This is a genomic window from Mesorhizobium sp. M0715, assembly GCF_040320355.1.
Taxonomy (GTDB): domain Bacteria; phylum Pseudomonadota; class Alphaproteobacteria; order Rhizobiales; family Rhizobiaceae; genus Mesorhizobium.
Genome location: NZ_JAMYPL010000027.1, coordinates 21,425 through 35,205, shown reverse-complemented (window position 1 = coordinate 35,205; position 13,781 = coordinate 21,425). Strand labels below are relative to the sequence as shown.

Here is a 13,781-nt window from a genome sequence, read left to right as displayed (position 1 = left end):
GGAGGGGACGTGGCTGATATCTATTTGATTTACGCAAAAGAAGATCGAAATCGGGTCGCAAAGTTATTCGAATTCTTTTCGCAGACCTGGAGCGTGTGGTGGGACCAAATGATCCGCCATCGCTTTGCGATCGAGATTGAAGAGGAAATCAAGAAGGCTGGGTGTGTGCTTGTCTTCTGGTCTGAGGCATCTCGGCGGAAGGATACGGTATGTGATGAGGTGCGCCTCGCCGAGAAGAACGAGGTGCCGGTCGTCTCCGTCACGTTGGACGGAAGCGATGCGGCGTATGGCTTCGGCGGCTATTCAAACAGCGATTTGTCTGCTTGGGACGAGCGGCAGGATCATCGCGATTTAAAGACGCTGATCAATCGGATTAACGCGGTTGTGCCAACCCGCAACCGGCCGAAGCGGCCTGCTTCTCTTACCGGGTTAGATATGCCGTGTCTTTTCCTGTCCACTTCTTCATTCGAAACGCAGCTAAAACCGAGCGAGGCAGTCAAGGCGCTAAATGTTTCACGGTACCCGACGCTCCTTGTGTCAGCATGGGACCTAGTTCCGCGGCGCAGGCCAGAGCAATTGAGATCAGCCTTGGAGGAATACCGGAAGAACGGCGGATTTGTTCTTGTGGATTCCGGGAATTACGAAGCGTCACGGCTTACCAACAAGCGGTGGAAACCCTCCGATCTGGCCGCAGCTTTGAGCAATACCTCATACGACTGGATCTTTTGCTTCGACGACATGCGGCCAAGCAAAAAGCCCGACGTCGCCGCGCGATCGATCATAAACGCCGTTGAGCGCGACCGGTCAGCGACAAGCCTGAAGACTTTACCGGTTGTCCATGCACCAAAAAAAGCATCGGGCGGGCACGATATTGAGATCCTCATTGATACGGTTGTCGGGGTCGCGCAAGGGCTGCAGCCAGAGTTGATAGGCATTCCGGAACGAGAGCTTGGAGCTGGCCTCCTCCAGCGCTGTCGGACAATGATGGCGATTAGAGCGAGGCTTGGTCAGCTTCCGTTCTATCAGCCGGTTCACCTCCTCGGCACCGGCAACCCGTGGAGCATCGCGATTTTGACTGCAGCGGGCGCGGACACCTTCGATGGCCTCGAATGGTGTAGGGTTGTCGTTGACATGGAGCACGACCGCCTTCACCACTTCCAGCACTACGACTTTTTCAACTTTCAGACGGGAATAGCTGACTCTCCGGTTACGCGAGCAGCCTTCCTCGACGACAAGATCGACTTCGCGGGGAAGGTCGCCTTCCACAACATCGACTATTACAGTGCCTTTATGCGCGAACTGCGGAGCGCCATTTCGAACAATCGGCTGGAAGCGTTCGTCGCCGAAAGGATTGGGAAAGCGGCCGCGCAACAATTGAACCGAGAGGTAGAGGGTTTGTTCCGATGAAAGCTTTCTCTGCCGCACAGCTGTCCATCGCCGTTTGCGCCATCTGTCCGGACATCGAGAGCCGGATCGCAATGAGTGCAGAAGCAATGGGCGAGCGGCGGTTGTGGTGGGAACTTTCAGCATGCGTTCTAAGCAGTCAAGTTCCGTACGTGCTCGCCGCCGACGCTGCCTCTGCGATCGACGCCCGGGGGATTCTGCATGAGAGGGATTTTGACGATGAGCTTACCGACCATCTAACCAGCATACTTAGGAACCCAGGAGGTGGGCGGAGTTATCGGTTCCCTGTTGCCCGTGCTCAGCAGCTAGCGGTCACGAAGCGACGCGTGGCCGACCAGTTCGGAACGCTCGGATCCCTTTTGACAGTGTCTGAAAGCCCCAATGCGGTTCGGCGTTGGTTGGTTGAAAGCGCCCCTGGACTTGGTCCGAAGCAGGCGAGCATGTTTTTGAGAAATGTAGGAGCCAGCTACCAGCTCGCTATCCTAGATCGGCACGTAATAGACTACATGCGGCTGATCGGCCTCCGAACTGCGCAGTCAAAGCCGCCTACCACCATGAAGCAATACCAGCGCGACGAAGAAAGCATGCGTGACCATGCTCGCGACCTTGGATTTCCCGTGGGAATCTTGGACTGGGCAATCTGGATTGTCATGAGAGTAGCAAAGAGGCAGGAAGGGGCCAGGATATGAGCATCGTAACATTGGTATCAGGCGGCCTCGACTCCACGCTTGTCGCAACATTGGCTAGAGAGGAGGGAGTCTCTCAGTATCCCCTTTTCATTGACTATGGGCAACGGTCCAGAGATCGGGAACTTGCCGCGTGCAAAGGGGCGATGGCGAGGCTCGGTCTTTCCGAGCCAAAGATCGCAGACCTATCCGGTTTTGGATTGCTCGTTCGGTCCGGCTTGACGGACCCATCGCTGAATATCGTCAGCGATGCGTTCACCCCTGGTCGCAACCTACTTTTCCTTCTTGTCGCTGCGGCCTTCGCCTTTCAGAAGAATGCCGATGCCGTGTCAATTGGCCTGCTCCATGAGGAGACCAGTCTTTTCCCGGATCAAACATCGGCCTTTCTCTCGGATGCGGAGAGCATGATCGAACGCAGCATGGGCCGAACTATAAGAGTGTTGGCACCCCTCTCGCAATTCCACAAAATCGACGTTGTGGAGCTTGCCCGACTCAAAGGGATAGTAGGCACCTATTCCTGCCACGAAGGCGGCGAACAAGCGTGCGGTGAGTGCATTGCGTGCAACGAATTTAAATTCGGAAGGGCTGAATAATGGGCGGAGGAGGAGGAGGAAATTGGAACCGCCTAGGAGACGTTCGATCTCTAGAGGAGAAAGCGAAAGCCGCTCTCGCTGGCGGAAAACGAAACGTCTTCATCAGCTTTGCGACCGAAGACATGGCCGAGGTAAATCTGCTGCGCGGTCAAGCCAAGAACGAAAACAGCGATATTGAGTTCAACGATCATTCAGTTCGCGAGCCCTATGACAGCGAACGGGCGGACTACATCAAGAACAAGATTACCGAACGAATAACACGGTGTTCGACCACTGTGGTGTACGTTTCTGAGAGCACGGCTCAAAGCCGCTGGGTCCGCTGGGAGGTCGAAAAGAGTTTGGCGCTCGGAAAGACTGTGATCGCGACGCATGCAGGTTCGGCTTTATCCGCGTCGATCCCAACCTGGCTTGCTCATCCGGCGATAAAGGTGGTGCCTTGGAGCAAGCTCGCGACCGAACTGAAGTGACCCCGAAAATATCGCCATCGGAGGGAGGCTTCGCCTGCTGCGCCAACAGTGCAAAGTTGTTGACGCGTTCCAAGTAGCTTCACAACCGAACCTGACCCGCATTCGACACGCTATGACCGTTGCTCAAGCCTCCTCGATTCCAACTCAGGCTGACGGGTGGTGTGGTCGTGTCCCATCAGGTGGTGTAGCTCGGCGGTAGCGAAGCCGCTCACGAGCGCGCCGTTAGTAGTAGCGCTGTAGCGAGCGAGCGGCGTGTGGGTGGTCATCGGCGCTTTCCGGTAGGGTTTGGTTGTTGACGCCAACCTATTTCGGAAGGACCACCGATGACCGACGACATGATGAACCTGCGCACGCTCGTGGAGAAGACCCCGGATGCCGATCTGCTGCGGGAGATGATCGGCTTTGCCGCCGAGCGACTGATGGAAATGGAGGTGGGCGCGGCCACCGGCGCCAGCTATGGCGAGAAGAACCCGCTGCGGCTCGCCCAGCGCAATGGCTACCGCGACCGGGACTGGGAGACGCGGGCCGGCACGGTCGAGCTGCGCATCCCGAAGCTCAGGAAGGGAAGCTACTTCCCAGGTTTCCTCGAACCGCGCCGCATGGCCGAGAAGGCGCTAACCGCCGTCATCCAGGAAGCTTATGTGCAAGGCATCTCGACCCGGTCGGTTGACGACCTGGTCAAGGCCATGGGTATGAGCGGCATATCCAAGAGCCAGGTCTCGCGGCTGTGCGAGGAGATCGACGGGAAGGTGAAGGCCTTCCTCGAGCGGCCGATCGAGGGCGATTGGCCATACCTGTGGATCGACGCCACTTACCTGAAGGTCCGCCGCGGTGGGCGGATCGTCTCGGTCGCCGTTATCATCGCCGTCGGCGTCAACGCGGACGGCCGGCGCGAGGTACTGGGCATGGAGATTGGCACCTCGGAGGCCGAGCCGATCTGGACAGAGTTCCTGCGCAAGCTGACATCGCGGCCTGCGCGGCGTCAAGCTCGTCGTCTCCGATGCTCACGAAGGCCTCAAGGCGGCCGTCACCAAGGTGCTGTGCGCGACATGGCAGAGGTGCCGCGTCCACTTCATGAGGAACGTGCTGGCCCATGCCGGCAAGAGCGGCCGCAGGGTCGTCTCAGCCTTCATCGCCACCGCTTTCGCCCAGGAAACGCCCGAGGCCGCGTCCGTACAATGGCGCCGTCGCCGACCAGATCCGGCCGAAGGTGCCGAAGCTGGCGACAATCATGGACGACGCCGAGCCCGACGTGCTGGCCTACATGACCTTCCCCAAGGAACATCGCACCAAGCTCCACTCGACGAATCCGATCGAACGTCTCAACGGCGAGATCACGCGGCGCACCGAGGTCGTCGGAATCTTCCCGAACGACGATGCGATCGTGCGCCTCGTCGGCGCAATCCTGCTCGAACAGAACGATGAATGGGCAGTGCAGCGGGCCAGATATATGACTCTGGAAACGATCAACCAGATGAGCGATGATCCCCTGATCAGCCTGCCAGCCGTGGCGCCCTGATCAGCCCGGCCCATGCCGGAGAGCACGGCGACTAATGCCGCCAGCTACACCACGCCGCGGGACACGATCTAGACATCCCCGTTCGCCTCTGAAGGTACCAATATTAGAGAACAACGGTCCTGCAACTTGTATCTAGGGCGCGTATCCGGTGAACTCTCCCCTGACGGTAAGTGGCGACGCTTCGCTAATACCACAGCAAAATTGGGGCCTACGGCTGTTTCTCCATACATTCCGACGCATCCGTGCCATGACAAAACCTCCCATGCGTTGGCCTGTGACCTAGGCTAGCTCAGCTTATCCTCAGACCGCTCGGGAGCCTTTGCCGCCAACCACTCGTGAACATCGCGCAGAATTTGTGCGCCGGTGACGAGCGAACCGTCGTTCAGTTTGATTGAGTAACCGGGTTGCGTCACCTTTCGCGCAAAAGCCGGCATCTGGGGCTTGTCACAAAACCCATCGGCAGTCTCAAGGATCGTTAGAAAAGCTGATGCCTCGAAGTCCGCCTTGTTGATAATCGGAATCTGAGCATCCTCGCAATCAACTCCCGGAACATTGCCCGAGGTGAATATTTGGTAGCTCTTGTTCCAGAACCTGCCATGCGGAGCATTTCCCGCCGTAGGACCAATTTTGTCGAGGTACTCCTGCAATCTGGCAAACGAGATCGGCACGTTATTTCCCTTCTTTATAGCTACTTTACCACGCCACCCTTTTACCCTCGTTCATCGCGCTCACAGCTACCAGATACATCTGACAGGCGGCGATGATGTTTCGACCTGAGCTCGCTGCGGAATTGAATACAAGAAGTCCGTCGGCAGGTACGTTAGTTTATCTGACTTGTCGTAATACCATTCCGGCAGCGGCGCCCCACGTGTTGATACTATCTCGTCTTTACCGGGGACGAAGTATCTATCGCCAATCAGTTTGCGACAATCATCATAGCCAATGGTTTCCGGGGACAATAAACATATCGCCTTCTGCTGCCCCTCAGGCATCCCCCCTCCCTTCGCTGATATAGTGGCCGTCGCATGGCACGTTATACACGACGATGTCACAAACCCCTTTTCCACGACCGCGTCCGATAGTTGTGACGGGACACCCACAGAGCTCTCGAATTCGATTTGCGTTCCGCCGAGGACGTAGTTCTGCCAGACCGTGCCATCTAGTATCTTCGGCCGACCGAACGCGTCTTCGTGCTCAGCGCCCTTTATTATTGGGTCTTTTGCCGAACCAATTGACAGCTGGTCCTTGTGGTGGAAACTCGCCCAGAACCAATCTGGAATATCTTTGGTCAATATGTGCAACGTCTCAAGTCCAAACTTTCTCCCATTATACTCGGCAACGTAATAGGTATCCCATTTGTCCTGCGGAATTTTCTGCGTTTCAAAATCTATCCAAGCTGCTTTCACCTCCATTGAGTCTGTTGGGAATTGGATCGCGGGCTTCTTCCCTTCTAAGAAAGCTTCGGCGTAGCGCCGAAGTCCGTTGGCGCTCCAGAGACAGTTCTTTTTTATGAATTCATATGTGGCGCGATTCATTCGAGTTTCGCCGAATGCACCCTTTCCCTTGAACACACCATCTCCTGGCGAGAATTGGGGATTAATCCTGTCGATGAGAGCTAGGTCGTGGAACGAAGCATCAGCAGAACTCGAGGCAAAAGCCTCGATATTCCCGAGTACACTCATTGCGTCCACCGCCGCAGGGGGCACCGAGCCAGGTTTTTCATCTTTTATCGTATTGTCATTCCAATCAGGTGGCTCAGTGCCACCTTCCAAAAACACTTCTCCTGGAACATCGATTTTACCTGCGTTGCGCCAGCTTTCCCAAACCGCTGTGCTTCCTGTCTGGCCTATGGGCTTGGTGCAGTCCGGCTGCCCTCGAGCAATTCTACGATCGAGGGCCGGATGGTTGAGCATGAGGAACAGGTCCCACGCATGCTTGCTCGGATAATCCACAGCGTCGGAGCGCAACGGAGCCGACTGACAATAATTGTGATCCGTTGCGGCCACTGCTACGCCCTGAAACAGCGCTGATGACAGCAAAAGAGGCGCTATTAGATGAAAAGCCTTTACCATGCCGTTCTCCCACGATGATATCGGCGACAGTTTTGCTCGCCAGCCTCGGCCGGTCACTGGATCCCAACAGCGTCGAAAGCGGCCTCGATCGCCGTTACCCGGCGCGCCAATTGGTCGGCGGGTAAATTTCTGAACAATGTCCGTGCGGCGCTCAGCACGCTCCTTCGGCTGTCGGTGAACTGCGACGTGCGCGAGAGCTGCTGCGTTACGGCGATATAGAAAATACCGGCGACCTGCTCCGCCTCGAAAATGAAACCGGCGGCGTCTGACGCGGTCATTATCAGGTGTGCAGCCTTGTTGTGTATGCCGCTGTTTGTATGCACACCGCCCCAATCACCCCTTTGCGTATTGGGCAATACTCGAAAGTCATTCATGTGCGCCGGCTGACCGAGAGAAGCCGGATCTGACATGTCACGGAATGCTCCTCCTCCGTTGGCAAAACCCTGGCCAAGTTTCCAGTCCCAAAGGCGCCGATTCGGCTCGCCTCGATTGGCAATGAGAATGCCAAAAATGTCGGAGTATGACTCGTTCAGCGCTCCCGACTGCCCGGCGTATTCGAGACGCGAAGTGTTATCCGTTACGCCATGAAACATCTCATGGCCCACAATGTCTAAGGCAGCGGCTAAGGTGAGGAGCTGGCCGTCAGTCAAAACCTGGCCGTAGACCATTTGCTGGCCGTTCCAATAAGCGTTGAACCATTGCCTTCCGTCACGGCTCTCGCTCGCAACCACGCAATTCACGCTTGCGTTCATAGGGCCGCCTTGATTGTCGATGTTGTTTCGCATCAGGACCGTACGAAGAAAGTCGGCTACTGCCTCGGCGTTTGCATGAGCACTCACCGCACCAGGAGGCCAAACCGGCGACACCTCCTGACCGGGCAGAGCTGCTTCATGCAAGGTTGGATCGTCAAACCGGAAATCAAAGGTCTCGATGTTATTCGCCGTATCTTTGAGTACGCTTCGACTGCCGATTGTTTCGACCCGGATGCTGCGCTGAACTTGTCGGGCATCGATCGCATTCTGGACCTCCGACGCCATACTGGGCGTGCGCGGAAGCTCAGCAAGTACCCGCCCTGTTTTCGCATCGACCACGTAGTCGAAATAGCGCGGGGCGATCGTTTCGGTGCTCTTAGGAGCTCGTTTCGAATGGATGACGGGCACGTCCTCAAAGATGAATGCGAGATGCCACTTGGCTCGCGAGGCGACATAGTAGTAATTTAGTCGCGGAGCGATGCCCGTAAGGTCTTTCTTGTAGGGCGGCTTATTCATCACCGCCTTTGCTGCCTCCGCGGCTGAGATCTTTGCTAATGGCCGCACCCCTGTTGGCTCGCCCAACGCGGAGTTAATGCTGACCAATCTGTTGTTTTCATCGAGTTCGACGGTCACCAGCGACCCGTATACCGGAATATCGTGAAAGGCTTGTCGGAACTTAACTGTTCTCGTGCCGGTCAGGGGCACAGTATCCGTTCCGATAGTTTTGAATTGGCTCTCCGTGCCCTCCGCGGCAGGGGCAACAAATTCGGGCGTGAGTTTGCTTTCGAGCGCTTGGTCCATATAGCGCCTCGCTGCTGTTTCAGGGTCAACAGCTTCTGTAGCTGCAGCCGGGAAGGCAAACATTGGATGGGCTGCTTGCTCGTTTGCAAGCGCGGTGAATGTAGCGTGGGATTGCTCGTCCTGCGCGTGGATGGAGAATGACTTCAGACCGTTACCACTACGGTCGTCATTTGCGGGCGCCATGGATAACTCTTTCGATCCACCAACTCTGTTTTTCTGGTGCTAATAGCCCGTTCGTTCGTACCCCTATTGGCTATCGCATTTCTTCTCGGGGTCGGGCTTCCATTCCGCAGCCTTGAGCAAGGTGCCCTGCTGGCATTTATCTGGGTCACCGCTCACGGTGCCCGTCACGGTGCCGTACGTGCCAGGAGTTGGTTTCGGGCTGGCATACGTAATGTTGTAAAGCTTGTCCTTATCTTTCAGCATGACACAGCCGCTTTCAACGCCCTTCTCCGCGCATCCTGAGACATTCACCTGCTGGGCTTGAGAACTGAATGTAAGGGCCGCCAACGCTGTGGTTGTGAAGATAGCTAAAGCAAGCTTTTTCATCTCATTCTCCTAAGGTCAGTTTTTCTAGGCACATGCACGCCGTTTGCCTTCAAGTGCCGGCATTCCTTCGATAAACGGCAGCTGCGTTCCGCGCCGGACCAGCAGCGAATGATCGATACCAAGGATCTTGCGGACGCTGGCCAGCGCGGCCTCGTTCACCTCGATGTAGGCGACGATGTACCATTCGCCGTTTTCTTCCCTGGCCATGCCCAGGGGCTCGGCTCGCCACTTCAGCGCGCCGTGGTGAGGCATGAAGTAGGTTTCCTGTACGCCACCGACGGCGCTGAGGCCCTCGTCGAGCGCGTACTCCATCACGGCGCAGCACAGCTGGGTCAGCGTGCCTCTCAGTCCAGTCGAGCGCTTCTCAGGGACAACGAAGGTGCGCGTCCACTCGGCCCAGTCGGGACGTCGGGGAACACCCGACCTTTCACACATGTGAGGAAAGACCTCCGAGACCATGTGCGGCTCGCTCGTTGGGATTAATCGAGCCGAGGTCACCACACGACCATCTTCGAGACCCAGCAGGTACGTCGCCGCCTCCGTATCGAACTGGTCCAGCTCGCGACCGTCTGGGCTTGGAGGGCGCCAGCGCTTCTGATGCACGAAGAAGTCGTGCCGGCGGCGCAAAAACTCATCAAACTCGTTTTCGTAGAGGTGCTTATTCAGCGCATTGACGACATGAACACCTATCATTTGCGCGATCCCCTATCCTTCCCCAAAGGATAGTTGCAGCCGCGCTAAAATACGTCACCTGTCCGATCGGACAGTTGACAGGGCTATGGGTGGATCAGACGCCTGCGCACCGCCTCAACGACCGCTTGCGTGGTTGTGCCGACGCCAAAGGCGTCACGTGCTTGCATTGCATGCCATTTAACAGTGCGCTCGGTCATGCCGAGGATTTGGGACGTCTCCGACAAGGTTTTGCCAGCCGCTGCCCAGAGGAGCACTTCTTTCTCCCGCTCTGTCAGTACGCTATCAAACTCGCCATCGACATGCGCCAAGGCCTGGATTGACATGCCGGCGTAGACCGCCATCGTTACCAGTTGCACCTGTTGGCGTGGCGACAGACTGCACGCCTTTTGCGAAGAGGCGAAGGACAGCACTGATTGCCAATGATGGACGCTAAGCATCGGCACAGCGAAGCCGCTCCAGATGCCGAACTCCGTCGCCTCGCCTGCAACGCGCCGGGAAGCCTCTGTGTCAGACCATTTTGCCGGCACTTCGGTCCAGAGGAATGGCTTCAAAGTTTTTGCCGAATAGATGCAGACGCCGTCGACAGCGGCATGCTCGGCCTCGACATAGCGTTCGAACCAGCCTGCGGGCCAGCCATTCAATTCGACCATTGGGGCCAGCTTTTGGCCGCCGAGCGGAACTCCGCTCAGGATCAGGTGCTCGAACCCCAGGTCTCTCACCGTATCGAGAAGATCGCTCAATAGCGGCCCGGTTGCGGTGTGCTTCCGGCAGCGTTCGACAAAGTCGAATACGTCTGAATCGATCATCGGATAGACGTCCCAACTCGTACGCCCGATGCAATTATGCGCCAAATTTGGCCGCTTGAAGTATTCTATTAGAAAGGTCGTCTTTTCGCCAGTGGTTACCGGCGTTCGAAATCGTTTTTCTGATTTCGCGATTTCACCAATAAAAAGACGTGATGAAGCATCCTTGCAGTTTTCCTGAACCCTTGGCTACGATCTCCGTGGCGCTGCATGGGTCAAAATTGCGACGGGCACGAAGGGGGAGAATCTGAACTTCGTCGGCCAAAAAGGCTCCTGCCAAACCCAAGCCTAGGACTTAAGGCAGGCTGTCGAAGCGTCCAGCCGCGGGTGCTTCGTCAGGCCCGGGTAGCCAATGGAGACCACCTTCGTGGACGCACCACTTTATTCCGGGCGATCTTCGGCAACGTCTACGCGTCGACGATAGCAGAAGAGTGCTTCGCCGACCGGCGGCGTTCCGACGAGGCCCTCGGTCGGCATCGATCATGACGACCCCAGGCTCGGCGTCCGACGTAATCCGTTTTGCCGCTTCGTCCAAAGCTCCGCGTATGAAGTCCCTATTGATTTTCGTCGGCCGATCACTCTGCCAGGCGTTGAAGACGGTGATATTGCGACGTGCCATTTCGCTCTCCGATAAGACGGTCAGCGCAAACGCACGCCGTCGATGAAGATGTTCCTGGTGATCCGACTCCAGCCGGGGTTCATGCGCACGCCGCTGCGTAGTCGTGACTGCAGGAAGTCAGCAACGTCATCTAGGCTTGCTAGCTGGGTTGGGGTCACGTTCGAGCCAAAGTCGTGGCAAGGGAAGAGGCCATCGGAACCACGTTCCACACGTCCTGTCCCGATGCCTCCAACAACGCGCTCAATTCTAGCTACGGGCATCGCCTCCGCCTCCCTTGGCTTTGCCAGACGAGCTTCCGGTCATCTTTCGCAAGGCGGTCCGGTCTAAGCGCATTGAATTGCTATGTCGCTCGAAGTGCAGCAGTTCAATGCCAGCACCGAGAGGGCCTGGACGATAGGTGCGGGGGGCGCCTCCGGTAGCACCATGATCTTCCGACACACTTGACCGCTGAGATGCTCGTAGAGCTGAAGCTGTCCGAGGGCTCGCTGAATGTCGGAAGCCGAGGCGTCGACCTTGATCTCGAACAGAAGCGAATCCTTCGGGGTCTGCGCGAAGAGATCAGGACCATAGCGACCAAACCGGCTGTTCGCGTATTCTATGCCGAGACCATCAAGCTCCTTTGCGAGCGCGTCCCAGATGTCCGCGTGCCTCCTCTCCGCCTTCCTAGCCGGCAGAGGAGGCAGAGGAGGCAGGGAATAAGCACCCTGACGCTCCGGACTCGATGACGCTTCAGCTGCGTTGTCCGTTCGAACATCCGCCGCGCAGCATCACCAAGCTGATAGTGGACCCGAACGCGGGTGCAAAGGTCGACGAATCGCGCAAGATCAATCTGCACCTGCTCGCACGATTGGTCGAGGTCGGTGACCGGGTGACAGGCTGCAACCCCACCGTCGGCGTAACGGACCTTCACCCGCCGTTCGGTAGCGACGCTGTCGAACATGTCCTCGGTTATACGAATGCCACGCGGATGGAGGCGTCCTTGGTGAAGCAGCCACCGGTGGCCGCGGTCGTCCCTGGCCAGAACGCCCTGTCGGTTCAGGTTCTTTCCGCTGCCGGGAGGATTGATCTCGACGAGCATGTTCTGGCGAAGGCGCACGGGCTGCTGCCCGAAGACGTTCCAGTACTTGTCGGGTGGCGTCTGCCGTCCGCTTTCCGAAATATGACCCCAGATCCCCAGCCGCTCCTGCCAAATCGCGCCAGTCCCCAGCCCAGGGATTGTGCGGCCTCGAGCGGCGAACTTGCGCTCGAAAAGGTTCATACTGGCGTGGATCGCGGCGGCCGCTTCGATCCGTCTGCCGTCTGAATTCCAGCCAGCCGATTGTTGCGAAAATAGTAGTCCTCCTTTGGGTTCTTTTTCCACGCGCCGGCGATTTCTTCCGCCGTGCGGTATGTTCCTTCCGGCATAATTTCCGCCTTGGTTGCCGTCAGCAAAACAACGTCTAGCGACAGTGGCAAATGGTTTCTGTATTTCGGCCAAGGGATGTTGAGACGCCGGCCGTTTTCAATCACCGGCCTATCACCAGCGGCAGTGCGGTCAGCAGCAGAAAATGCAAACACGCCGTAGCCTCTTTGCTCTCGCGTGATCTCAGCCCAGTCTTCAAGCAGCTTGGTCCGAGCCGCTGCGTCCTTATCGTAGAGGAAATCGGGCGACGTCAGAATTGCGACACAGCCCCAACTGGCGGAGATCATGCCATTGCCTTTCGGTTGCTCTGCTTTCCAGAGCTCCCTGGCCTCCGGCGCCGCAACCGCCAGGCAGGCGAGCAGCAACGGCCCGGAGAACACCAGTTGCTCGGCGGCGATGGTGCGGGTCGCGTCCTGCACCGCCATCATGACGGCGCCCGCCGAAGCGAGCATGGCGAGTAATCGGACAGCAGGCACAGCATTCAATCCCCCAAGGCGTCAGTCGACATTCGGCAAGAGACATATGGCGCGGCGCGAGCGCTGCGGCTGTACGACAGACGAAAGCGGTTCTCAATCCGAGGCGATGCCGTTCTTAATCCGTGTGAGGCGGCTTTCGCCTTCCTCCGGGCCGAAGCAGCTTTCGAAATCATTGCAGTCCCGGCAACTGGGGGAGCTGCACAGCGAAAAGCCTTCGGCCTCGCAGAGCTTGCGATAAAAGTATTTTTTCCATTTCATGTTTTGGGTGTTGCCGGCCGCCAGCGTCGGAAAATGCCAGGCGAGCAGGCGGCCGAGGTCGGTTCGATCAAAAAGGCCAAGGTCCTGCCAGAGGTGGTCATTGCGCATGGCACGCCGGGCGATGATCCTGGCGAAGCGGGCGCTCGCCTTGTCGCCCGGCCGGGCATGCGCCAGCAGCAGTCCGTGCAGAAGTTCTTCCTCCGGATCCGGCTCGGGCTCGCTCACCTCTTTCAAGGCAAACGCGTTGATAGGAAAAGCAGGGAAACAGCGGACCAGGACATAGCGCAACTCGGCGCGCGAAAGTCCGGTTGCCTCCGTCGCCGTCGCCTCGCCGGCTTGGATCTCCTCGAGCGCACGTGAAAGCACACAGGCAAGCACATGCTGGTCGAACCTCCTCTCCAGCTCAATGTGCGGCCATTGGCCGGTGCTGAGTCGGGCATAATGTTGGGCAAATATGGTGCGTTCTCCTGCTTTCGTCCTATCAAATCATGCAGAGACCCGGCCTGCCGCAACATGGGTCGGGCAGTTCTTCGGTATGGCACTCCGGGTCGCCTCGCGTCGAGTAGTTCGGCAATTCTCGTCTGGTCCATCGGCTCTGACGCAAATTCTGTGATTGGAAGAGGTGTTCGCGAACCCCTGCCCTGCCCATTTGCGCCTCACGGGGAACACTGGCGCCGGAAATGCCCC

13 protein-coding genes and 1 pseudogene are annotated in these 13,781 nt (G+C 57.5%); 6 read left to right on the top strand and 8 right to left on the bottom strand.

Annotated features, from left to right (window positions below; genetic code table 11):
* Nucleotides 1-9 precede the first annotated feature (9 nt).
* From NKI21_RS26465 to NKI21_RS26445, 5 genes and pseudogenes are all read left to right on the top strand, one after another.
* Entirely contained in the window at nucleotides 10-1,407 is a 1,398-nt protein-coding gene (locus tag NKI21_RS26465) for a TIR domain-containing protein (RefSeq protein ID WP_352868137.1), read from the top strand.
* A complete protein-coding gene (locus tag NKI21_RS26460) occupies nucleotides 1,404-2,093 on the top strand; it encodes an 8-oxoguanine DNA glycosylase (RefSeq protein ID WP_352868134.1) in 690 nt (229 codons plus the stop codon). The genes NKI21_RS26465 and NKI21_RS26460 overlap by 4 nt, the downstream gene beginning before the upstream one ends.
* Complete coding sequence (locus NKI21_RS26455) at nucleotides 2,090-2,683, top strand: 7-cyano-7-deazaguanine synthase (protein WP_352868132.1); 594 nt, start codon at nucleotides 2,090-2,092, stop codon at nucleotides 2,681-2,683. The genes NKI21_RS26460 and NKI21_RS26455 overlap by 4 nt, the downstream gene beginning before the upstream one ends.
* Nucleotides 2,683-3,150, top strand: coding sequence for a TIR domain-containing protein (locus NKI21_RS26450; protein WP_352868129.1), 468 nt, complete (start codon nucleotides 2,683-2,685; stop codon nucleotides 3,148-3,150). The genes NKI21_RS26455 and NKI21_RS26450 overlap by 1 nt, the downstream gene beginning before the upstream one ends.
* A 323-nt stretch (nucleotides 3,151-3,473) precedes the next feature.
* A pseudogene (locus tag NKI21_RS26445) lies at nucleotides 3,474-4,669 on the top strand (IS256 family transposase).
* A 284-nt stretch (nucleotides 4,670-4,953) separates the two neighbouring features.
* Here NKI21_RS26445 and NKI21_RS26440 read toward each other — a convergent pair.
* From NKI21_RS26440 to NKI21_RS26415, 6 genes are all read right to left on the bottom strand, one after another.
* Nucleotides 4,954-5,337 carry a hypothetical protein gene (locus NKI21_RS26440; protein ID WP_352868126.1) on the bottom strand — a complete coding sequence of 128 codons (384 nt, stop codon included), beginning with the start codon at nucleotides 5,335-5,337 and terminating at the stop codon, nucleotides 4,954-4,956.
* Between the two features lie 66 nt (nucleotides 5,338-5,403).
* Nucleotides 5,404-6,741, bottom strand: a complete 1,338-nt coding sequence (locus NKI21_RS26435; RefSeq protein WP_352868124.1) for a hypothetical protein — start codon at nucleotides 6,739-6,741, stop codon at nucleotides 5,404-5,406.
* A gap of 53 nt (nucleotides 6,742-6,794) precedes the next feature.
* Nucleotides 6,795-8,477 carry a M4 family metallopeptidase gene (locus NKI21_RS26430; protein ID WP_352868121.1) on the bottom strand — a complete coding sequence of 561 codons (1,683 nt, stop codon included), beginning with the start codon at nucleotides 8,475-8,477 and terminating at the stop codon, nucleotides 6,795-6,797.
* Nucleotides 8,478-8,540: 63 nt separating this feature from the next.
* Nucleotides 8,541-8,843 carry a hypothetical protein gene (locus tag NKI21_RS26425; protein WP_352868118.1) on the bottom strand — a complete coding sequence of 101 codons (303 nt, stop codon included), beginning with the start codon at nucleotides 8,841-8,843 and terminating at the stop codon, nucleotides 8,541-8,543.
* A 24-nt stretch (nucleotides 8,844-8,867) separates the two neighbouring features.
* The gene (locus tag NKI21_RS26420; protein ID WP_352868114.1) at nucleotides 8,868-9,536 is read right to left on the bottom strand and encodes an acyl-homoserine-lactone synthase; all 669 of its coding nucleotides are present in this window, start codon (nucleotides 9,534-9,536) and stop codon (nucleotides 8,868-8,870) included.
* A gap of 83 nt (nucleotides 9,537-9,619) precedes the next feature.
* On the bottom strand, nucleotides 9,620-10,342 hold the full coding sequence (locus NKI21_RS26415; protein WP_352868112.1) for a LuxR family transcriptional regulator: 723 nt from the start codon (nucleotides 10,340-10,342) through the stop codon (nucleotides 9,620-9,622).
* Between the two features lie 1,337 nt (nucleotides 10,343-11,679).
* On the opposite strand from NKI21_RS26415, the gene NKI21_RS26410 reads away from it, so the two are divergent.
* Nucleotides 11,680-12,261, top strand: a complete 582-nt coding sequence (locus tag NKI21_RS26410) for a hypothetical protein (protein WP_352868110.1) — start codon at nucleotides 11,680-11,682, stop codon at nucleotides 12,259-12,261.
* Here NKI21_RS26410 and NKI21_RS26405 read toward each other — a convergent pair.
* Nucleotides 12,213-12,812, bottom strand: coding sequence for a hypothetical protein (locus tag NKI21_RS26405; RefSeq protein WP_352868108.1), 600 nt, complete (start codon nucleotides 12,810-12,812; stop codon nucleotides 12,213-12,215). The two genes, NKI21_RS26410 and NKI21_RS26405, sit on opposite strands and share 49 nt — an antisense overlap.
* A gap of 117 nt (nucleotides 12,813-12,929) precedes the next feature.
* A complete protein-coding gene (locus tag NKI21_RS26400; RefSeq protein ID WP_352868248.1) occupies nucleotides 12,930-13,550 on the bottom strand; it encodes a nitrogen fixation protein NifQ in 621 nt (206 codons plus the stop codon).
* Between the last annotated feature and the right edge of the window lie 231 nt (nucleotides 13,551-13,781).